The organism is Rhizobium sp. BT03 (assembly GCF_030053155.1).
Lineage (GTDB): Bacteria > Pseudomonadota > Alphaproteobacteria > Rhizobiales > Rhizobiaceae > Rhizobium.
In genome coordinates this window covers 371,998-392,103 of record NZ_CP125640.1, presented here as the reverse complement: position 1 = coordinate 392,103, position 20,106 = coordinate 371,998, and the positions used below count along the sequence as shown (strand labels likewise).

Below are 20,106 nucleotides of genomic sequence, written 5' to 3'. Positions count from 1 at the left end.
GTATACGCTTTCGGGGTGCGGACCTTGAAACAGCGGGGGTGATGGCCCATAACCAGAGGACAAGAAAAAGAAGAGGCGCGTGTGGGTGTGTTCGACCGTCAGAAAAGCAATCATGAACCGCGATGGCTCGGCTCGTCGGCGCCGACACGCACACCGCTGATTCCTTCCATCTCGGCGGCACGCTGGCTGCTGGTTCTGATCGTCGCGGCCGGCGTCTACTTCTTTTACGGCTTCCTCGTGCCGGTGTTAGCAGCCTTGGTCATCGGCTTCGCCAGCTGGCCGCTCTACCGCAAGCTTCTTGCCCGCGTCGGCGGCAATACGACGGTCGCCGCGACCATCGCCATCATCATGATCGTCACTTTCCTGGTCATCCCGATCGGGCTTGCGGTCACCTATACCACGGGTGAAGTGCGCACCTGGGTCGCCTGGGCAATCCACGCCAACCGCGCCGGCGCCCCGACACCGGCCTGGATCGTCGCCCTGCCTTGGGCGGGCGCCTATCTCGATGAAGCCTGGACCAAATATATCGGCAGCCCCGGCGCGCTCGGCGAGGTCATCCAGGCGGTCAGCGGCGCCAATATCGGCAATATCTACCGCGCCGTGCTTGCGGCCGGCGGCGGCGCCTTCCATCTCCTGCTGACGCTGCTCTTCATGCTGATCGCGCTGTTCTTCGTCTACCGCGACGGTTTTTCCTTTTCGAAGCAGATCGACATGCTCGGCGAGCGCATCCTGCCGAACCGCTGGGAGCGCATTTCCCGCGTCGTGCCGGCGACGATCAGCTCCACCGTCATGGGCATGACGCTGATTGCGATCGGCGAAGGCATCGTGCTCGGCCTTGCCTATTGGATTGCCGGCGTGCCGTCGCCGGTAACCCTCGGCGTGCTGACGGGCGTGATGGCACTGATCCCGGGTGGTGCGCCGCTCTCCTTCACGCTGGTGTCGATCTATCTCCTGGCAAGCGGCTCGCATGTCGCCGGCATCGGTCTCTTCGTCTGGGGAACGGTGGAGCTCTTCATCGTCGACAAGACGCTGCGGCCGAAGCTCGTCGGCGGCCCGATCAAGCTGCCCTTCCTGCCGACCTTTTTCGGCCTCGTCGGTGGCGTCAAGACGATGGGCTTCCTCGGCCTGTTCATCGGCCCGGTGCTGATGGCGTTGATCGTCGCCATCTGGCGCGAATGGATCCACGAGGCCCGCAATGCCGATAAGGGCGAAACGGGACCGCAGGTTCTCATCGACGAGCAAGCCCCGCCGGCAATCCCCCGTATTGCCGAAGGCTGAAAAGGCCTTTGCAAACCGTCATCCCAGCCGCTTTTCCATGAACAGGCTGAGCGGATCCGGCAGATAGCCGCCGAAAGGCTCGATGTCCCGGTAACCGTATTTCCGGTAGAGCGCGATTGCCTCGGGCTGGTAGATGCCGGTTTCGAGCCGGATTGCCGACAGCTGCTTTTCCCTGGCGATCGCTTCGAGCGCGTTCATCAGGCCGATGGCAATCCTCAGGCCTCTCGCCTCGGGATCGACGAACATGCGCTTGATCTCGGCCGTGCCGTCACCAGCCTCGACGAGCGCGCAGCAGCCGACGATCGCATCGCCGTTGCGTGCGACCAGGAAGCTCACTGACGGCTTTTCCAGCAAGGATAGATCGACCAGATGGTTGCTCTCCGGGGGATAGAGCGACTGCGCATAGGCATCGGAAAGATCGAGAAGGCGGATGACGCCGTCCTGACGCGGCGGCTCCAGGGCGATGGTGACGGACATGCTGCTTCTTTCTGCCGGGCAGGCCCAATTTTTCCCGAGATGACGAAGAGGTAATGCTCTTGCCTTCATTCGGTTGGAATTGCGCCCTCTAAGACGATGACATGCTCAATAGCCAAGGAGGCAAAATATGCAAGCGGTGCTGATCGCGATGACCATTCTCGGTTGCGACGATTCCATCAGCCAATGCAGCTATGTCGCGACGGTAGACAAACGCTGGGAGACGGTTGCCGCCTGCGATGCCGAAGCCGAACGCCGGCTGAAAACCTATGCCAATGTCAGCTATCCCTCGGTGATCGCGGTCTGCGAGGCGCCGAAAGCGCTCGCCGCCGCCGAGCCGCCGAAACCGGCGCCCGTACCGCCGGCCGCACCCGAACCGGCCGAACAGCACCCGCAGGGTCTGCGTGGTTTTGCCGACGACATTGCTGGAAAGGTCCGCGACCATCTGCCCTCCGGCCGGAGCGTCAAAGACACGCTCGCCAAACCGGTGCATTTCGTCTCCGCCAGCTATTCCTGGGTGGTGACGCGGCTGGCCGATTAAGCGGCCGCAAGCGCCGCATAGACACGGGCCGATTGCCGCTGTTCGGCGACAGCAAGCTTTTCCACCATATCGAGCAGTTCGCCGACCGCGCCATGGGCGCCGTCGTGGTGACGAAATTTTTCGAGAAGCCGGCCACAGACGGTACCGAGCACGCTGCCCGGCGCTTTCCTGGCGGCCTCGCGCCACAGCATCGTCGCCTCGACGAAGATCACACTGATGTCCCTGGGCAGACCGGCGGACTCGTAAAGCGCGCGCACGGCATGCATGCGCCCGGTCGCCAGGATCGAGCGCACCCGGCGCTCACCGCAACCCGTCAGATTGACGATCGCTCCGGCGAAGAAATCCACCTTGCCGGCGCAGAGCGCATGCATCAGGAAGGACGGCGTCAGCCGGCCGCCGAGGCGCAGATGTTCGACGAGATCGGGGATTTCGCGCGGCGCGATGTCGCCGGCGATCGAAACGATGGCGGCCTCGGTCGCCTCGCGGCTGATGCGCTGCAGCCGCTGCAGGCCGATCGCCGCCTGGGCGAGCGGCAGCCCGACCAGCGCATTGCTGACATGCTGGGTGAGCAGCTGGCGGGCATCGGCAGGAAGATCGCTGCGATCGAGAAGCAGGTTGCGGATGTCGCAGCCGTCGCCGAGCCGCTCGGCGATACGTTTCAGGGATTGGCCGGAGATTGCCGCGCCGTCGTTTTCGAGCAGGCAGAGCAGCTCTTCCTCGTCGCCGACCTCTGCAAGCGCTGCGCAAACCGGGCGCGTCACATGCGCCCTCGCCGCGATCAGCATGCGGGTGGCGCCATTGCCGCGTGCGGCGAGATCGACGAGATCGGCATCGCTCAAAAGCGGCGAACAGGTCACCGCATGGCAGGCGACCTCAGGCTGGTCTTCGGCGAGCGAAAGGACCAGGCTGCGCGGCGCATCGGGTGACCAGGCGATCGCCTCGGCAAGCGCCAGCCGCACACGCGGCGACGGATCGTCGAGCAGAAAGGTCATCGCCATCTCGGCTGCCGCCCGCTCATCCCCTGTCATCTCGGACTGCAGATAGGCCCGCCCGAGCGCGTTTGCGGCCCGGGCCCGGTCACCGGTCTTGGCCGTTTCGATCCAACGAAGGAAAGCTTCTACGATCACGCGACGCCCCAGCACTTGAACGCGATTCCCTCGCGTTTCATTCAATGCTGCGACGGTAACGGCAAAAGGTTTAAGATTGGTTCACCATATTTCTTAAGCCTTTATATGCCTTGCGGCCGATCTAAACCTTCGGCAGCTGCGGCCGCATCATCTCGAAAACATCGCTGCCTTCGCTGTAATCCATGTAGCCCATACGGGCCAAAGGCCGGGCGATCGACATGTCGAGACGGCCGTCCTTGACGATCACCTCGTCGATGCGGATGCCGACCACTTCACCGAAGACGAGGACGTTTTCCGACGGCGCGCCCGACAGCGTCTTCGGCTCGATGATCTCGGTCACCCTGCATTCGAGCACCGCGAAAGCCTCGCCGACATAGGGCGCGTCGATGAGTTCGGCCTGCTTCGGCGTCAGGCCGGAGAACGCGAATTCGCTCTCGCCATAGGGCAGCGCCGCCGAGGAGAGGTTCATTTTCTCGGCGAGATCGCGACCGACGAAATTGCAGGTGAAGACGCCGGTCTCGGCCGCGTTGCGCTGGCTATCCTTGCGCCCTGCGGACGAAAACATCACCAGCTTCGGGCGGTCGGCAACGGCGTTGAAGAAGGAATAGGGTGCGAGGTTGATCGAACCGTCCCTGCCCTTGCTGCCGATCCAGCCGATCGGCCGCGGTGACACGATCGCCTTGAACGGATCATGCGCCAGCCCGTGCCGGTTCTCGTCGGTGGTGTAAAACATCAATCCTCCCCGCCGACCCAGGTCACGGTATCGGCAAGCTCCGGCCGCGGCCGCTCGATTGCCGGAAATGTCGTCGAGCCGATGTGGATGAAACCCGCCACCTTTTCGTCAGGCCCGACGCCGAGCAGCGGATAGGCGCGCTCGTCATAGGCGAACCACTCCGTCAGCCAGTTGGCGACATAACCGCTGGCATTGGCGGCGAGGATGACGTTGAGGCAAAGCGCGCCGGCCGACATCAGCTGCTCCCATTCCGGGATCTTGATATGCGGCCCGGCCTTGCTGACAACCGCGACGACCACGGGCGCGCGGGTGAAACGGGCGCGCTCGACCTGGATCATCTCTTCGGAAAGTTCAGGTTTCGTCTCGAGCGCCAAGGTCAGAAGCGCCTCACCGAGACGGGCGCGCTCGCCGCCGCGATAGACGATGAAGCGCCATGGTGCGATCTTGCCATGATCGGGAACACGCGAGGCAAGACGCAGGATTTCCTCGATTTCGGCCTTTTCGGGGCCTGGTTCGCACATCTGGAAAGCGGGGATGGAGCGGCGTACAGCGAGGTAATCGATCAGCTTGATATCGGATTTCATGCGGGAGAAACTCTCATTTTTATGCTGCTGCAATGGGCGGGTCTTGAATTTGCCATCGCGTTGGTCTTGAAGTGGCCTTTGCGATTTCAGAAGTCAATCGGTTCACGAAACAGATGTTTGGCATTTCGCCTTTTGCACGCATCGGCCTTGCCATTGCCCTGACGATCCTGACGCCTCCACGCGCCGGCGCTCAGGATGCCTTCAAGGAGTTCAAGCAGCTTGAATCGACGTCGAAGATGCCGAAGCTCGATGCCTTCATCGCACCCGGCGCGGCGACGGAAGGGGTCAAGCTGCGCGACGTCCCGATGGAAGCCAAGCTGACGGCGGACGGCACGCCGGTCGAAGAGGGCCTCTCCTGGTATGTCTTCAGCCCGATCGCCGGAGCCGACGGCAAGCTACCGCTGATTGCCAGCGCCAAGGGCGGACCCGCCGCCTTCCAACTCGCTCCCGGCGATTATTTCGTCAACGTCTCCTTCGGCCGCGCCGGCGTCACCAAGAAACTGACGGTGCCCGCCGACGGCGAGGTCGACAAGCAGGTGATGGTGCTCGATGCCGGCGGCCTGCTGCTCAATGCCGTCTCCGGCACCGATGCCCGCATCCGCCCCGACCAGTTGAGCTTCTCGATCTATTCCTCGGAAGTGCGCGAGGACGGCGAGCGCGGCCTCGTCGTGGCCGACGTCTCGCCGAACACCGTCGTCCGCCTCAATGCCGGCACCTATCACATCGTTTCGGAATATGGCAGCGTCAATGCCGTCATCCGCGCCGACATCCAGGTCGAAGCCGGCAAGCTGACCGAAGCGACGATTCAGCATCGCGCCGCGCAGGTCACCTTCAAGCTGGTCTCCGATGCCGGCGGCGAGGCGATCGCCGATACGGCGTGGTCGATCCTGACAGCGGCCGGCGACAGCGTCGGCGAAAGCGTCAGCGCCTTCCCGACCATGGTTCTTGCCGAAGGCGGATATTCCGCCGTCGCCCGCAACAAGGACAGGATCTACCAGCGTGACTTCACCGTCGTCGCCGGCAGGAACACCGATGTCGAGGTTCTGATGAAGGACCAGCAGCCGCAGCCGCCGGTGAACGACGCGGCCCGCACGGTGCAGCAGGTGCCTGTGGGAACGCCACCGCCGCCAGGCGTCCAGCCGGCTCCGGTGGCGCCACTCCCTTCCTACGAACAGCTCGCGCCGCAAGGCGGCGACGACACCAGCCTCGATTGATTTTCAGAGAAACGACCCAAGGAAAACTGCGAAGGGTTTTCCGTTCAAGATCGTGTAAAAACATAAGGTGAGAGCAGTTTCACCGCGGTTCGCGACAAATCCTGCTTCCATATCAGATTTCCGACAGCGCCGGGTGGCGCTGTCGGAAAGAGGCGTTTATCAGGCCGCCCTGGCTTTCTTTGCTTCGGCCTTGCGACGGACGTCTGGTGGCGTCGCTTCCAGGGCAAGGCTGTCGACGGCGGCGTCGAGCCCCATCGAAACCTGGTCCTGGCTGCCGAGGCGGCGGATATTGACCGTGCGCTCCTCGGCTTCCTTCCTGCCGCAGACGATGATGACGGGCACCTTGGTGACCGAGTGTTCGCGGACCTTGTAGTTGATCTTCTCGTTGCGGAAATCGGTCTCGACGTTGAGACCGGCCTCGCGCAGCGCCTCGGCCACTTCAAGCCCGTAGGCGTCGGCCTCCGAGGTGATCGTCGCGACCACCACCTGCAGCGGCGACACCCAGAGCGGCAGATGGCCGGCGAAGTTTTCGATCAGGATACCGAGGAAGCGTTCCATCGAGCCGCAGATGGCGCGATGGATCATCACCGGCTGCGTCTTTTCGGAGTTGCTGTCGATATAGAAGGCGCCGAATCGCTCAGGCAGGTTGAAGTCGACCTGCGTCGTCCCGCACTGCCATTCGCGGCCGATCGCGTCCTTCAGCGTATATTCGAACTTCGGCCCGTAGAAGGCGCCCTCGCCCGGCAGAATGCCGGTCTTGATGCGGCCCTCGGACTGCGCCTCGATCGCTTTCAACACGTCGGTCATGACGGCTTCGGCGCGATCCCAGAGTGCGTCGGAACCGACGCGCTTTTCCGGCCGAGTGGAAAGCTTGACAACGATTTCCTTGAAGCCGAAGTCTTCATAGACCGACAGGATGAGATCGTTGATCTTCAGGCATTCGGCGGCCATCTGCTCGTCGGTGCAGAAGATGTGCGCGTCGTCCTGCGTGAAGCCGCGCACACGCATCAATCCGTGCAGCGCGCCCGAAGGCTCGTAGCGATGCACCAGGCCGAATTCGGCCAGACGGATCGGCAGTTCGCGATAGGACTTCAGCCCGTGCTTGAAGATCTGCACGTGGCCGGGGCAGTTCATCGGCTTCAGCGCAAAAACGCGATTATCGGCTTCCTTATCTTCCGGATGCGTCATCGCATGCGCCGATTTCACGGCGAACATATTTTCCTGATACCAGCCCCAGTGACCCGAGGTTTCCCAAAGCGCGGTGTCGAGTACCTGCGGCGCGTTGACTTCTTCGTAATCGACCGCGAGTCGGCGACGCATATAGGAGACGAGCGCCTGGAAGATGCGCCAGCCCTTGCCATGCCAGAAGACGACGCCCGGGCCTTCTTCCTGGAAATGGAAAAGATCCATTTCGCGGCCGAGCTTGCGGTGATCGCGCTTTTCGGCTTCCGCCAGCATGTGCAGGTAGTTGTCGAGATCGGCCTGGTCAGCCCATGCCGTGCCGTAGATGCGTGACAGCATGGCGTTGTTGCTGTCGCCGCGCCAATAAGCGCCGGCAACCTTCATCAGCTTGAAGGCCGTGCCGACCTGGCCGGTGGAGGCCATGTGCGGGCCGCGGCAAAGATCGAACCACTCGCCCTGATTGTAGATCTTTAGATCCTGGCCAGCCGGGATCGCGTCGACGAGCTCGACCTTGTACTGCTCGCCCTTGGCGGCAAAGACTTCCTTGGCTTTCTCGCGCGACCAGATCTGCTTGGTGAAGGGCGCATTGCGGGCAATGATCTCCTTCATCTTCTTTTCGATCTTCGGCAGATCGTCGGGCGTGAAAGGCTCGTTCTTGGCGAAGTCGTAATAGAAGCCGTTTTCGATGACCGGACCGATCGTCACCTGCGTGCCGGGCCACAGCTCCTGCACGGCCTCGGCCATGACGTGCGCGGCATCATGCCGGATGAGCTCCAGCGCTCGGCCGTCCTTGCGGGTGATGATCTCGATCTTGCCATCGGTGACGGGATCGGAAAGGTCCTGCACGGCGCCGTCGAGCGCAATAGCGACCGCGCTCTTGGCGAGCGATTTGGAAATGGATTCGGCGACATCCCGGCCGGTTGCGCCGGCATCGAAGCTGCGCACGGAACCATCGGGAAATGTCAGGGAAATAGCTTGGGACATCGAAATTCTCCTTGTCCAGTCCCGCCAACGAATGCGGGTGGTTGAAATGGAAGCGCCTCCGTCCTTGGATGCGCTGCCGCCTGATACTCAGATTTCCCGTGGGAGTAAAGAAGAAGCCGGCCTACATAATCATTTGAGCGAGGCCGCAAACTGTATTCCAATTGCGCATCGTCCCGACGCCTATCCGCTTGGTCGTCAGCGCCGAAAGCAGCTTGGACTGGCTCGGCTTGCCGGCGAAATCGATCCAGAGGTCGCCGCCGACGATGGCGATGCGCTGCCCCTCCGTCATCAGCGGCTTCAGCGCCTCCACCTTCTCAGGATCGACCGGCAGGCGCATCACCCGGACGATGACCTGGTCGCCGCTGCCGTCCCGGAAGGGATTGGTGCCGCACAACGCCATCCAGGTGCAGTCGCTGCGCACGATGATATCGACATGTTTGCCGAATTTCTCTTCGAACCCCTCTTCCAGCGCGACCTCGAGTTCGTGCGGCCTGACATCGTCGGCCTCGAAAACCAGATTGCCGGTGGAAACCAGCGTGCGCGGCTCGCGATAGCCAAGCTCTTTGGCAAGCGCGCGCAGATCTTCCATGATGACGCGGCGGTCGGGCGTCAGGACGATGCTGTGCAGAAGCGCGACGAACATGCTCATGGCCCTCACTCCCCCTTGCGTCCCAGGGAGAAATACCGCCACGGCGTCCACCACCGGAACTTGTCGCCCAATATCTCCGGCACCCGGTCGAGGCCGCTGGTGCCGCCGGGGCCGCAGCGGCCGACGCGAAACAACGTCATCCAGCCGCCGGCCCACAGGCCGTGACGGGCAATCGACTCGTAGCCATATTCGGAGCAGGTCGGGATATGACGGCAGGAATTGCCGACAAAGCCGGAAAGCGTCAGCTGGTAGAGACGGATGAACCCCATGCCGAGCAGGCGGTCGGGAGTCTTGCGGAACGGACCGGTATAATTGCGGGAAGTGCGTGCGGCCTTTTCACGCGGCCTCTCGGGTTCGGCGGCGCCGCCGTCGTCCTCATCGCTGGCCTGCAGGGCGCAGAACTCGCACATCTCAGTTACGCCTCGACAACCTCAGCCCGTTTCGCCTCGATCTGCCCGATCGCATCGACCACCGCATCGAAGGTCAGCATCGTCGAGGCATGGCGGGCCTTGTAGTCCCGCACCGGCAGCAGATAACGCATGTCCTCGAACCGTCCCTCGGGCCCGGCTCCATCCGCCTTCAGCATGGCGAGCATGTCCTGGCGTGCCTGGCGCAATTCGCCCGATGTCGCGCCGACGACATGGCGCGCCATGATCGAGGACGAGGCTTGGCCAAGCGCGCAGGCCTTCACGTCATGAGAAAAACCGGTGACGGTATCGCCGTCCATTTTCAGCCAGATCGTGACCTTCGAGCCGCAAAGCTTCGAATAGGCCTGGGCGCTCGCATCGGCATCCGCCAACGTGCCGGTCAATGGAATATTGCCGGCGAATTCGAGGATCTTGCTGTTGTAGATGTCGTCCATGTTGGATTTCCGCTCCAAAATCGCTGCGGATCGGCCTCAATAAGGGCTGTTATTGTTATTGAAACAAAAAACACACCGTGTCATCTGAGGATACTTACATACGATGGCCGTCTTCCTATATGTATGTCGTTCGAAGGCCATTAAAATGCAATGGCCTCGTGTAAGTTTGATTGGGAAACCGTGCCGGACAGGCGTTGAATGCGCCTCGAAAGCCCCGGAGCCTGCCAAAGGTGCATGAATTCCCGCATGGGATTGACCAGTGGCGATTCCGACAGATCGGTCCGCGGTGCGGACCAGGAGACCATTGTTCATGGACGCCATCGTTAAGAACTTTCCGCAGACGAGCCGCGATTCCGATCGCCCCTCCCAGCAGGAGGCGGAGGAAGCCGTTCGTGTCCTGCTGCGCTGGGCCGGTGAGAACCCGGCGCGCGAGGGCCTGATCGAAACGCCGGCCCGTGTCGTCAAATCGTACCGCGAGCTTTTTTCCGGTTACGACATGGCGCCGGAAGACGTGCTCGGCCGCACCTTCGAGGAGGTCGCCGGCTACGACGACATGGTCCTCGTCAAGGACATTCCGTTCTTCTCGCATTGCGAACACCATATGGTGCCGATCATCGGCAAGGCTCATGTCGCCTACATGCCTGATGGCCGTGTGCTCGGCCTGTCGAAGATCGCCCGTGTCGTCGAGATCTATGGCCGCCGCCTGCAGACGCAGGAAACGATGACGGCGCAGATCGCCCGGGCGATCGACGATACGCTCAACCCGCGCGGTGTCGCCGTGATGATCGAGGCCGAACATATGTGCATGGCGATGCGCGGCGTTCAGAAGCAGGGCTCGACCACCTTGACGACGACGTTTACGGGTACGTTCAAGACCGAGCCGGCCGATCAGGCCCGTTTCATGACCATGGTGCGGAGCCGCTGATACCGGCTCCCTCAGGAGGGCCGCGATGAACCAACTGATCTTCAATCAACCATCCGAAGACAAGTCGGCGTTGGAAGACGCCGGCGATTTCACGCCGCGTTTCGACGATCGTGGTCTGATCACCGCCATCGTCACCGACGCCGGCGACGGCGAACTGCTGATGGTGGCGCACATGAACGCCCAGGCGCTGGCGCTGACCATTCAGACCGGCACGGCCCATTATTTCAGCCGTTCGCGCGGCAAGATCTGGAAGAAGGGCGAGACCTCCGGCAATCTTCAGACGGTGAAGGAAATCCGCACCGATTGCGATCAGGACGCCATCTGGCTGAAGGTCGAGGTCGCCGGCCACGACGCCACCTGTCACACCGGCCGCCGTTCCTGCTTCTATCGCACGATCACGCTTCGGGACGGAAAGCCGATGCTCGATATCGTCGACGACGAGCGTCATTTCGATCCGCAGGACGTTTACGGAAAATAGGCTCGGAAAGAGGGCCGGAATTTCCCCTTCATCTGCTCGTTATTGCGCCATAAGTCGCCTCTATATACCATTTGGAAACTGATCGGGCACACTATCGCAAACCATGTGTTCTGCTGGGAGGGGAGAGCGCCATGCTGAGCTGGAATTTGCATCGTCAAAGCTCCGAAGGCGAGGGTTCCGGTTCCGGCATGTCGACCACGATTGAGACGATCCCGCCTCCAGCTCCCGTCAAACGAATCAAGATCGCACTGGCGCTTGGCGGTGGAGCGGCCCGCGGCTGGGCCCATATCGGCGTGCTGCGCGCGCTCGACGAGGCAAAAATCGAGATCGGCATGATTGCCGGCACTTCGATCGGCGCGCTGGTCGGCGGCTGCTATCTCGCCGGCAAACTCGATGAACTCGAAAGTTTCGCCCGCTCGCTGACGATGCGGCGGATCGCAAGCCTCCTCGATCTGACGATCGGCGGCAGCGGCCTGTTCGGCGGCATGCGGCTGACCAAGCGCATGCAGGAACATCTCGAAGGCCTGAACGTCGAGGATCTCGACCGGCCGTTCGTCGCCGTCGCCGCCGAGGTCAATACCGGCCATGAGGTCTGGATCGCCAATGGTTCGCTGATTACGGCGCTACGCGCCTCCTACGCCCTGCCCGGCATTTTCGAGCCGGTGCGCAGCAATCACCGCACACTGGTCGACGGCGCGCTGGTCAATCCCGTTCCCGTCTCCGTCTGCCGTGCCTACGAGCAGCCGTTGGTCGTCGCCGTCAATCTCAATTACGATCTCTATGGCCGCTCGGCCGTCGTCCGGCACAATGCCAGCCTCTCGCCGCAGGAAGTGCAGAAGCAGGAAGAGGCGCCCTATGCCCGTCTCGGCATGACCGGCGTCATGGTGCAGGCCTTCAACATCATCCAGGATAGGATTGCCCGCGCGCGCCTGGCCGGCGACCCGCCTGATATTTCGCTGCAGCCGCGCCTCAGCTATATCGGCCTTTCCGAATTCCACCGCGCCGGCGAAGCGATCGAACGCGGCTACGAGGAGGCGAGAGCCAGGCTCCCCGAAATCAAACGCATGCAGGAAATCTACGCCAGCCAGCCCTGACGCCCAGCCCCCTGACGCCCAGCCCCCTGACGCCCAGCCCCTTGACGCATTGTCCAAAAGCGCGTCAGCGTTTTGGGACAATGATCAGCCGAACGAGCCGACGAAAACTCAGCCGGCGATATAGGCCTTGATTTCCTCGGTCTCGCGCTCGACTTCGGCGATGCGCGATTTCACCACGTCACCGATCGAGATGATGCCGGCAAGCTTGCCGTTGCTTTCCACCGGCACGTGGCGGAAACGCCGGCTGGTCATCAGCTCCATCAGCTCGTTGACGGTCGTCTCTTCATGGCAGCGGTAGACCTTCGCGGTCATGACCTGGGCTAGCGACTGGTCGAGTCCGTCCTTGCCATATTTGGCGATGGCATGCACGAGATCGCGCTCGGTAAACATGCCGGAAATCCGGTTCTCCATGCCGACGACAACGATGGCGCCGATCTTTTTCTTGCTGAGGATGACCGCCGCTTCGGCGACGGTGGTGTTCGGCCCGGCGGTAAATACGTCCCTGCCCTTCAGGTCGAGGATTGCTTTGACTGAACTGGTCATTCGAACCTCCTATGTCCGTGAAACACTTGTCACAGGCATCCGCGGCGGTTTCTCCCCCCATCGCGGATAGGTCGATGGTGCACTGACCGGCTCAGGATTGCAACATATCCTTCTGCGTATCGGCGGCTTCCGTGACAGGAGGGCGCGGCGCCCGGTCGAACAGCGAAAACAGCAGAAAGCCGAAGACGAAGCCGCCGATATGGGCGTCCCAGGCAATGGCCTGATCGCTGTCGCCGACGAGCGGGATGCCGACGGCGATCAGGGCGTTGCCGACCAGCCAGAGCAGCATGAAGATGACGACGGTGCGGCTCCGCAGCGCCTCGACGATGGAAAGCCGGGCATTGAGATGCGCAGGCAGCATCGGCCGCCGTTCGGCCGGAAAGGCGAATCGGCAGGCAGCCCCCATCAGCCCGGAGATAACACCCGACGCGCCGATCAAAAGCGTCACATCCCCCCAGTTGAGGACAGCATGCAGGGCCGCCGACGCGACGGCTGAGAACAGCCAGAAGAGCACGAAACGCATCGTCCCGATGCGGCGCACGACCGGCGCGCCGAAGGCCATCAGCCAGAAGCCGTTGAAGACGATATGCTGGACGCTGCCATGCAGCAGTGAATAGGTGACCGGCGTCCAGAACAGCTCCGGCCCCTGTTGCGACAGCGGAATCACGTAGCGGGCGGGCACGAAGCCGAAGGTGAAGAACAGCCAACTCAGCGCATCGTCTGAGAGCACGAGTTCCTGCGCCGCATAGATGACGACAAGCAGGCAAAGGCTGAAGAACAGCGCCGGCGGAAGGTTGAAGACCGGCACGCGCGGCGGCTTTGCCGGCCGCTGGACCTCGAAAGGTTCGGGCGCCTTATGCGGCTCGACCGTCTGCTCATTCATTTCAATATCGCCTCGTTGAGGCCACAGCCATACAGGAGCACCTGTCAAAAAAAAAGCCGTCCGAAGTGCCGGACGGCATACCGGGATTTCCAGGAAAGACCTTGGCCCGAACAGGTTGTGCTGAACTTCGAAAGTCGAAGCGATGGCGCGACAGTGTCACGACAGGCACCGCATCTCAACCGAAACCCTTTCTTAACCTTAACCGCCCCGACTTGGCATGAAATCCGCAAGGTAGAGCCTGTAGGGGCAATGAGTGCCCGAAAATGATCCGGAATGGGACAGGTTGGTGAAAAATGCGTGTGCAAACGACCATCGAAATTTTTGACTACTGGAACCGTATCCGCGGCGCTGCCGATGCGCCGCTGAAATCTCAGGTCGAACCCTCCGCCGTCCCCCATCTGCTCCAAAGCCTGTTCATCCTCGAGACCCGAGCGGAAGGCGACATCGGCTTCCGACTCGCCGGCACCCGCATCTGCGATCTCTTCGGGCGGGATCTGCGCGGCGCGCGTTTCTCCTCGCTCTGGGCAAACGGCCAGCACGCCGATATCGAACGCACGGCGATGGGCGTCATGGACCATGCCATGCCGGCCCTGTTCAATGCCACCGGCTACAGCACCGTCGGCCATCAGGCCTCCTTCGAGATCATCATGATGCCGCTGCGCTCGCCAGGCGGCGCCTGCGACCGGCTGCTCGGCGCGATCGCACCCACGGCGGCCGCGAGCTGGCTGGAGATCGTGCCGCTCGAATTCCTGGCGCTTGACCGCAGCCGTCTGCTGCCCGGAAAATTCGGCAAAGCTGAAGCCGCCGAGCTGCGCCCCATCAATGAAATGGTCGCCGGCAAAAGCGCCGGTTTCGGCCAGGTCATGCGCCGTATGGTGTCGCAACTGCTGACGAGTGCAGAGGCGCGCTGACAGTCCCGTTTCAGGACATCGGACATACTCGTTTTCGGCTATATGAGAATGAGGCAAAACAACCTTCTGTTAATGGATTGCGGGTAATGATCGGTCTCTCAGATTTGATGAAGAAGCCCCTTGATGCACTCGTTCCAGCCAGCTCAGACGCAAAGACCTGCGCCGCGCCCTGAACAGGGCGTTTTTCAGCGCGTGCCGATCAATATGCAGGGCCGGCTGATGCTTGCGAATTACGAGGAGTTCGAATGCATGGTGATCGACATGTCGCCCGGCGACATGTACGTCACCTGCCTCGGCCGGCCACGAACCAATGAACGCGTCGTTGCCTATATCGACCATCTCGGCCGCGTCGAAGGTTATGTCCAGACCATCGATGGCCGCGGCTTCACCATGTCGATCAATGCCACCGAGCGGAAGCGGGAGAAGCTCGCCGCCCAGCTCACCTGGCTTGCCAACAAACATGAACTCGGCCTGCCGGAAGATCGTCGCCATGACCGTCTGACGCCACGCGATACGAATACCGAACTGACGCTCGAGGACGGCACGCGTTATTCCTGCCGGATCATGGACCTTTCGCTGTCGGGCGCCGCCGTCGACGTCGAGATGCGCCCTTCGATCGGAACCGCGGTGCGGCTCGGCAACATGCGCGGCCGCGTCGTACGCCATTTCGTCGAAGGTGTGGCGATCGAATTCCTGTCGATCCAGTCCCGCGAGACGCTGCGCGAATTCCTCTAATAAGAGACTGCTGATCGTGTGACGGTGCCGCGAAAGCATTTGCCGGGCGCGCACCCGGTCGGGTCGCGTTGAAAAGCCTCGGTTTTACGGCAAGAGATCTGCCAGCGGCAACGAATCCGGCTTCGGAAAGCAGGCGTGAATCCTGTCGCAAGTCGTTCCGACCATTCAGTCACTGATATTATGAGTAGAAGAACCTGCGACAGGCAGAACCATGTCAGCTCTCTATCCGGAAATCGAACCCTATGATCACGGCCTGCTCGACACCGGCGACGGCAACCTGATCTATTGGGAGGCCTGCGGCAATCCGGCAGGCCGGCCGGCGCTGGTGCTGCACGGCGGGCCGGGCTCCGGCTGTTTGACCATGGCGCGGCGTCATTTCGATCCCGACGCCTACCGAATCATTCTGTTCGATCAGCGCAATTGCGGCCGCAGTCTGCCGAGCGCTGCCGATCCGCAAACCGATCTCTCCCTCAACACCACCTGGCATCTTGTCGGCGATATCGAGCGGCTGCGGGTCTTCTTCGGCATCGACACCTGGCTCGTTTTCGGCAATTCCTGGGGCTCGACGCTGGCCCTCGCCTATGCCCAGACCCATCCGCGGCGCGTCGCCGCAATCGTCCTATCGGGCGTGACCACCACGAGGCGCTCGGAAATCGACTGGCTCTGTCGCGGCATGGCGCCGCTCTTTCCTGAGGAATGGCATCGTTTGCGCCAAGCGGCTTCTGCGGGCGGCCAGGGGCAAGATCAGGATATGGTTGCCGCCTATCATCGTCTCCTCAACCATTCCAACGCCGAGACGCGCCTGAAAGCGGCGCGCGACTGGCATGACTGGGAGGCGGCCTCGATCCTGCTCGCCGATCCTGAAGGCCTGCCGCGCCGCTGGGCCGATCCGGCCTATCTGCTGACGCGCGCGCGCATCATCACCCACTATTTCATCAACGGCGCCTGGCTGGAGGACGGCCAGCTTTTGAACAACGCCGGGCGGCTGACAGGCATCCCGGCGATCCTGCTGCAGGGACGATTCGATTTGGAGGCGCCGCTCGTCACCGCCTGGGAACTGGCCCGCGCATGGCCGCAAAGCGAGCTGCACATTCTTCCGCATGCGGCCCATTCCACTGCAAATCCCGATATGAGCGCCGCGATCGTCGCCGCCACCGATCGATTTCGCGATTTCCAGCAAAAATAATTTTACCGCCGAAAACTGAAATCCGAACGGTCGTCTGCTTTTGACCGGGCCGAATCGCCCGATTCCGGCTGCATCGTCAGCCTGCCGCGCAACGCCGAACCGCGGTCGGCCCTTATCCGGCTCAACGAAAATCCTTAACGCCGAGACGGCAATCCAGGCTTTTCCAAAGCGAAAGCCTTGCTGCGGGAATTACAATTTTAATCGATTTCGAGACAAATACGCGTCGAATTTTACGCGCATTCGAGATTGTTTTTAGCCAGATTTTATCGGCATTTGAATCAACTAAGCCTTTAATTCTATTGCGTAATTTTCCGTGAGATAAAAACGTCCGTGTCATTGTCACCTCAACTTACGGGGAGACGGCAATGACAACTGCAAACATCTCGAAAGGCGGCCTTCTGGCCGGTGCCCTCATGATGGCAATGGCGGGTTCGGGACAGGCGATGCCCGCCAGCATGGCGCTCGCTGGCAATGCCAGCCCGCCGATCGGGCACTACGAATTCTGCAAGGTAAATCCGACGGAATGCGCCTTTGCCGGCGGCGATGCCGGGCCTGCCATCCTCACAGAGGATCGCTGGAAGGAAATTCTCAAGGTCAACTACACCGTCAATTCGACGATCCAGCCCGAGACGGATGAACAGATTTACGGCGTCGAAGAACGCTGGGCCTATCCGACAACCGTCGGCGACTGCGAGGATTATGTCCTGCTGAAGCGCAAGATGCTGATCGAGGACGGCTTCTCGCCATCCGACACGCTGATAACAGTCGTGCTGCAGCCGAACGGCGAAGGCCATGCCGTGCTGACTGTTCGCACCGATCACGGCGACTTCATCCTCGACAACATGCGCAACAAGGTGCTGCTGTGGTCGGATACCGAATACACCTACCTGAAGCGTCAGTCCGCCGACAATCCGGCCCGCTGGTCGAAGCTCCAGGACGGCCGCGCTGTCGCGGTCGGTAGCGTCAAGTAAGAACAGCCTGTCGGCTGCAGCCTGCGGCCCGGTCAGTCCCCGTATCCCGTCCCGACCGGTGCCCAAGAGCCGTTCCCGCTGTCCCGGGAACGGCTCGTCCTTTTTCGGGACAGGCTTTCGCCCCCGCGCCCCCACACCCCTGAAATCTTAGCGAATTATTAACCACGCCAGTCCGATCATGCCGATCAGATTCATCATCGGCACCGGCGGCTCATGTTCCTCCTGCGGCGGACCGAAACACGAAGCACCGCCATGAGCCACGCCGCGCACAGCGCACCCGACGAGCAGCCGCTTTTTTCCATGGGGTTTTTGCTCCGCACGATGGCGGTGATCGCCGTTCTCGCGGTGCTGACCGTCGCCATCAGCATCGGCGGCCGGTGGTTCGGCCGGCATATTTCGCTTGCCGGCAACACCGACAGCACGGCTGAAATCACGCTGGCCATCGGCCGCGACAGCGTGAAATTCCCGGAGAATGCCATCCGCTTCCCGAGTCAAAGGCACGACGGTGCGGCCGAGCGTGTCGATCTCTACCTCGCCTGGCCCGAGATGCAGGGCTACGGCAAGGAAAACCACCTTCGATTCGACGATATCGGCCAGTCCTCCGGCCTGATCTTCCTGCAGCTTACCCAGAGCACCATGTCGCGCGACATGTCCGGGCGGCTGGAGCCGATCTATTCACACCTGCTCGAAGGCCCGGCCGAGCCCTTCCGCGACGGCCTGACGCTGCACCGCCTTCGCGCCGATGCGGGTTACGGCGACGAGGTGCTGCTGACGGCGCCCGTCAAAAACGGCCCGGACTACGTCGTGCGCTGCATCTTGCCTTCCGTCCCGGACAGGGCGGCGAGTGGCGATTGTCAGCGCGATATCAAGGTCGGCAGGGACCTCAGCGTCCTCTACCGCTTCTCAAGCAGCCATCTTAACGACTGGGAACATATTGATGCCGCTATCCGCACCTTTGTGGAAGCGCGTCTTATGAACCGTTCTGCAACAAGTCTCTAAAATGCTCCCCGTACAGCGAAATAAACGATTCATCATAAACGGATTGGTAACGCCCAATCGGTAAATTCTAAAGACGGGCTGTGCTGCGGGAGGTGTGCCGTCCCGGCGCCGAATATCCGAATGCCAAACAACTGAAATGCAAGCGAAGAGTGGAATAGTGTCAAGGTCAGTCTCCTCCGTATCATCGTCCCGATCCGGCAGCTTTTTTGCAAAGCTCATGGCGATCCTTTCGGTGGCCCTCACGGTCGTCCTGGTCGATTCGGTCAATGCCGAAGCGGAAGCGGCGAATTCGAAATATGCGGGCATCGTCGTCGACGCCAAGACCGGCAACGTTCTCTACAGCGAGAATGCCGACCGGCTGCAATACCCCGCCTCCCTGACCAAGATGATGACCATCTACATGACCTTCGAGGCGCTGGAGCAGGGCCGCATCCGCCTCGATACGCCGGTTCCCTTCTCCGCCCATGCGGCAGCCCAGGCGCCGACCAAGCTCGGCGTTCGCGCCGGCGGCACGATCACCGTCGAACAGGGCATCCTCGGCCTCGTCACCCTGTCGGCCAATGACGCGGCAACCGCGCTCGGCGAAATGCTCGGCGGCGGCAGCGAGGACCGTTTCGCCCAGCTGATGACCGCCAAGGCGCATGCGCTCGGCATGACGCGCACCACCTATCGCAACGCCAACGGCCTGCCGAACACGGCGCAGATGACGACCGCGCGCGATCAGGCCCGTCTCGGCATCGCCCTTCGCCAGCATTTCCCGCAATATTACGGCTATTTCTCCACCCGCGCCTTCAAGTTCGGCACCCGCACGATCCGCAGCCACAACCGCCTGGTCGGTTCGGTGCGCGGCGTCGACGGTATCAAAACCGGATACACCCGCGCCGCCGGCTTCAATCTGGTGAGCTCGGTACAGGTGGACGGCAAATCGATCGTCGGCGTCGTGCTCGGCGGCGCCTCGACGCCCGCCCGCGACGCCCAGATGCGCAACCTGATCGCCACCTACCTGCCGAAGGCATCGAGCCGCGGCGGATCGTCGGCGCTGATCGCTCAGGCGGCCCCTGCCCCCGAAATGATCGTGACGCCTGCTCCGGTCATGCCGCAGAAGGTCCAGCCGCAAGTGGCAAAGACGATCACCGCAGCACAGCCGCCGATTTCCGCAGCCGCTGCCGATCTCAGCCTGCCGCATAAGGGCCCGCTGCCGGATGCACGCTATCAGGCCGCAGAGACCGAAGTCGCCTATGCCGAAACCGCTCAGCCGAAATCCGACAATCCGCTGGTAGCCCAGCCGATGCCGGCGCCGACCAAGGTCAAGACCACGACCTTCAAGCAGCAGGCATCGCTCGCCGCGCCGAAGCCGGCGCCCGCTTCCCTGCGGCCGGAACAGGCCGATACGGCGGTCGACAACGTCACCACCGCTTCGACCACCGCTGCCCCGGCCAGCGCCGCTTCAACCGACAATGGCCCGAGCGGCTGGGTCGTGCAGGTCGGCGTTTCGCCGAGCCGGCAGATGGCGATGGATCTGCTGGAGAGCGCCAAGACCAAGGGCGGCAAGGCGCTGGCCTCGGCAAAGCCCTTCGCAGTCGCCTATGCCGCCGGCGGCGACCAGCTTTACCGCGCCCGCTTCGGCGGTTTCGATGACCAGCGCGATGCGGTCAATGCCTGCAAGGCCTTGAAGAAGGCCGGCATCAAGTGCTGGGCGGCTGCCCAATGAGCTATTCGATGCTGCCTGCAAGATGGCCGGCGGCATCGGTAA

The 20,106-nt window shown here is 62.1% G+C and carries 22 protein-coding genes; 12 read left to right on the top strand and 10 right to left on the bottom strand.

Going from position 1 to position 20,106, the window contains the following annotated elements:
* Positions 1–81 precede the first annotated feature (81 nt).
* Positions 82–1,278, top strand: coding sequence for an AI-2E family transporter (locus tag QMO80_RS01890; RefSeq protein ID WP_283198662.1), 1,197 nt, complete (start codon positions 82–84; stop codon positions 1,276–1,278).
* Between the two features lie 18 nt (positions 1,279–1,296).
* Here the strand turns inward: QMO80_RS01890 and QMO80_RS01885 are convergent, their stop codons facing one another.
* Positions 1,297–1,755 (bottom strand): GNAT family N-acetyltransferase, encoded by a 459-nt coding sequence (locus tag QMO80_RS01885; RefSeq protein ID WP_283198661.1) that lies wholly within the window; start codon positions 1,753–1,755, stop codon positions 1,297–1,299.
* Between the two features lie 127 nt (positions 1,756–1,882).
* Between QMO80_RS01885 and QMO80_RS01880 the strand changes: the two genes are divergently transcribed.
* Positions 1,883–2,293 carry a hypothetical protein gene (locus QMO80_RS01880; RefSeq protein WP_283198660.1) on the top strand — a complete coding sequence of 137 codons (411 nt, stop codon included), beginning with the start codon at positions 1,883–1,885 and terminating at the stop codon, positions 2,291–2,293.
* On the opposite strand, the gene QMO80_RS01875 is transcribed toward QMO80_RS01880, so the two are convergent.
* From QMO80_RS01875 to QMO80_RS01865, 3 genes are all read right to left on the bottom strand, one after another.
* Positions 2,290–3,435 (bottom strand): DUF2336 domain-containing protein, encoded by a 1,146-nt coding sequence (locus QMO80_RS01875; RefSeq protein ID WP_283198659.1) that lies wholly within the window; start codon positions 3,433–3,435, stop codon positions 2,290–2,292. The two genes, QMO80_RS01880 and QMO80_RS01875, sit on opposite strands and share 4 nt — an antisense overlap.
* 106 nt (positions 3,436–3,541) lie before the next feature.
* Positions 3,542–4,153: a flavin reductase family protein gene (locus QMO80_RS01870; protein ID WP_283198658.1), complete on the bottom strand. Its 612-nt coding sequence runs from the start codon at positions 4,151–4,153 to the stop codon at positions 3,542–3,544.
* Positions 4,153–4,737 carry a nitroreductase gene (locus tag QMO80_RS01865; protein ID WP_283198657.1) on the bottom strand — a complete coding sequence of 195 codons (585 nt, stop codon included), beginning with the start codon at positions 4,735–4,737 and terminating at the stop codon, positions 4,153–4,155. Before QMO80_RS01865 ends, QMO80_RS01870 begins: the two co-directional genes overlap by 1 nt.
* A 113-nt stretch (positions 4,738–4,850) precedes the next feature.
* On the opposite strand from QMO80_RS01865, the gene QMO80_RS01860 reads away from it, so the two are divergent.
* Positions 4,851–5,951, top strand: a complete 1,101-nt coding sequence (locus tag QMO80_RS01860; protein WP_283198656.1) for a hypothetical protein — start codon at positions 4,851–4,853, stop codon at positions 5,949–5,951.
* 159 nt (positions 5,952–6,110) lie between these two features.
* Here the strand turns inward: QMO80_RS01860 and thrS are convergent, their stop codons facing one another.
* From thrS to QMO80_RS01840, 4 genes are all read right to left on the bottom strand, one after another.
* Positions 6,111–8,117 carry a threonine--tRNA ligase gene (gene thrS / locus QMO80_RS01855; RefSeq protein ID WP_283198655.1) on the bottom strand — a complete coding sequence of 669 codons (2,007 nt, stop codon included), beginning with the start codon at positions 8,115–8,117 and terminating at the stop codon, positions 6,111–6,113.
* 121 nt (positions 8,118–8,238) lie between these two features.
* Positions 8,239–8,766, bottom strand: a complete 528-nt coding sequence (locus QMO80_RS01850) for a DUF1697 domain-containing protein (protein ID WP_283198654.1) — start codon at positions 8,764–8,766, stop codon at positions 8,239–8,241.
* Between the two features lie 5 nt (positions 8,767–8,771).
* Complete coding sequence (gene yidD, locus QMO80_RS01845; RefSeq protein WP_283198653.1) at positions 8,772–9,176, bottom strand: membrane protein insertion efficiency factor YidD; 405 nt, start codon at positions 9,174–9,176, stop codon at positions 8,772–8,774.
* Between the two features lie 5 nt (positions 9,177–9,181).
* Positions 9,182–9,628 carry an iron-sulfur cluster assembly scaffold protein gene (locus tag QMO80_RS01840; protein WP_283198652.1) on the bottom strand — a complete coding sequence of 149 codons (447 nt, stop codon included), beginning with the start codon at positions 9,626–9,628 and terminating at the stop codon, positions 9,182–9,184.
* A 310-nt stretch (positions 9,629–9,938) separates the two neighbouring features.
* Between QMO80_RS01840 and folE the strand changes: the two genes are divergently transcribed.
* From folE to QMO80_RS01825, 3 genes are all read left to right on the top strand, one after another.
* The gene (folE, locus tag QMO80_RS01835; RefSeq protein ID WP_064838553.1) at positions 9,939–10,553 is read left to right on the top strand and encodes a GTP cyclohydrolase I FolE; all 615 of its coding nucleotides are present in this window, start codon (positions 9,939–9,941) and stop codon (positions 10,551–10,553) included.
* A gap of 25 nt (positions 10,554–10,578) precedes the next feature.
* Positions 10,579–11,031: a phosphoribosyl-AMP cyclohydrolase gene (gene hisI, locus QMO80_RS01830; protein ID WP_283198651.1), complete on the top strand. Its 453-nt coding sequence runs from the start codon at positions 10,579–10,581 to the stop codon at positions 11,029–11,031.
* Between the two features lie 131 nt (positions 11,032–11,162).
* Positions 11,163–12,125, top strand: a complete 963-nt coding sequence (locus tag QMO80_RS01825; protein ID WP_116273442.1) for a patatin-like phospholipase family protein — start codon at positions 11,163–11,165, stop codon at positions 12,123–12,125.
* Positions 12,126–12,233: 108 nt separating this feature from the next.
* Here QMO80_RS01825 and QMO80_RS01820 read toward each other — a convergent pair whose 3' ends face one another.
* Both QMO80_RS01820 and QMO80_RS01815 read right to left on the bottom strand, forming a co-directional pair.
* Positions 12,234–12,668: a CBS domain-containing protein gene (locus tag QMO80_RS01820; protein WP_049735395.1), complete on the bottom strand. Its 435-nt coding sequence runs from the start codon at positions 12,666–12,668 to the stop codon at positions 12,234–12,236.
* Positions 12,669–12,759: 91 nt separating this feature from the next.
* Entirely contained in the window at positions 12,760–13,551 is a 792-nt protein-coding gene (locus QMO80_RS01815; RefSeq protein ID WP_283198650.1) for a rhomboid family intramembrane serine protease, read from the bottom strand.
* A 293-nt stretch (positions 13,552–13,844) separates the two neighbouring features.
* Between QMO80_RS01815 and QMO80_RS01810 the strand changes: the two genes are divergently transcribed.
* From QMO80_RS01810 to QMO80_RS01785, 6 genes are all read left to right on the top strand, one after another.
* Entirely contained in the window at positions 13,845–14,462 is a 618-nt protein-coding gene (locus tag QMO80_RS01810) for a PAS domain-containing protein (RefSeq protein WP_283198649.1), read from the top strand.
* A 123-nt stretch (positions 14,463–14,585) separates the two neighbouring features.
* Positions 14,586–15,197 carry a PilZ domain-containing protein gene (locus tag QMO80_RS01805; protein WP_064838558.1) on the top strand — a complete coding sequence of 204 codons (612 nt, stop codon included), beginning with the start codon at positions 14,586–14,588 and terminating at the stop codon, positions 15,195–15,197.
* 211 nt (positions 15,198–15,408) lie between these two features.
* Positions 15,409–16,383 (top strand): prolyl aminopeptidase, encoded by a 975-nt coding sequence (pip, locus tag QMO80_RS01800; protein ID WP_283198648.1) that lies wholly within the window; start codon positions 15,409–15,411, stop codon positions 16,381–16,383.
* A 365-nt stretch (positions 16,384–16,748) separates the two neighbouring features.
* A complete protein-coding gene (locus QMO80_RS01795) occupies positions 16,749–17,354 on the top strand; it encodes a transglutaminase-like cysteine peptidase (protein ID WP_283198647.1) in 606 nt (201 codons plus the stop codon).
* 213 nt (positions 17,355–17,567) lie between these two features.
* Positions 17,568–18,353 (top strand): hypothetical protein, encoded by a 786-nt coding sequence (locus QMO80_RS01790; RefSeq protein ID WP_283198646.1) that lies wholly within the window; start codon positions 17,568–17,570, stop codon positions 18,351–18,353.
* Positions 18,354–18,489: 136 nt separating this feature from the next.
* Positions 18,490–20,064: a D-alanyl-D-alanine carboxypeptidase gene (locus QMO80_RS01785; protein WP_283198645.1), complete on the top strand. Its 1,575-nt coding sequence runs from the start codon at positions 18,490–18,492 to the stop codon at positions 20,062–20,064.
* The last annotated feature ends 42 nt before the right edge of the window (positions 20,065–20,106 follow it).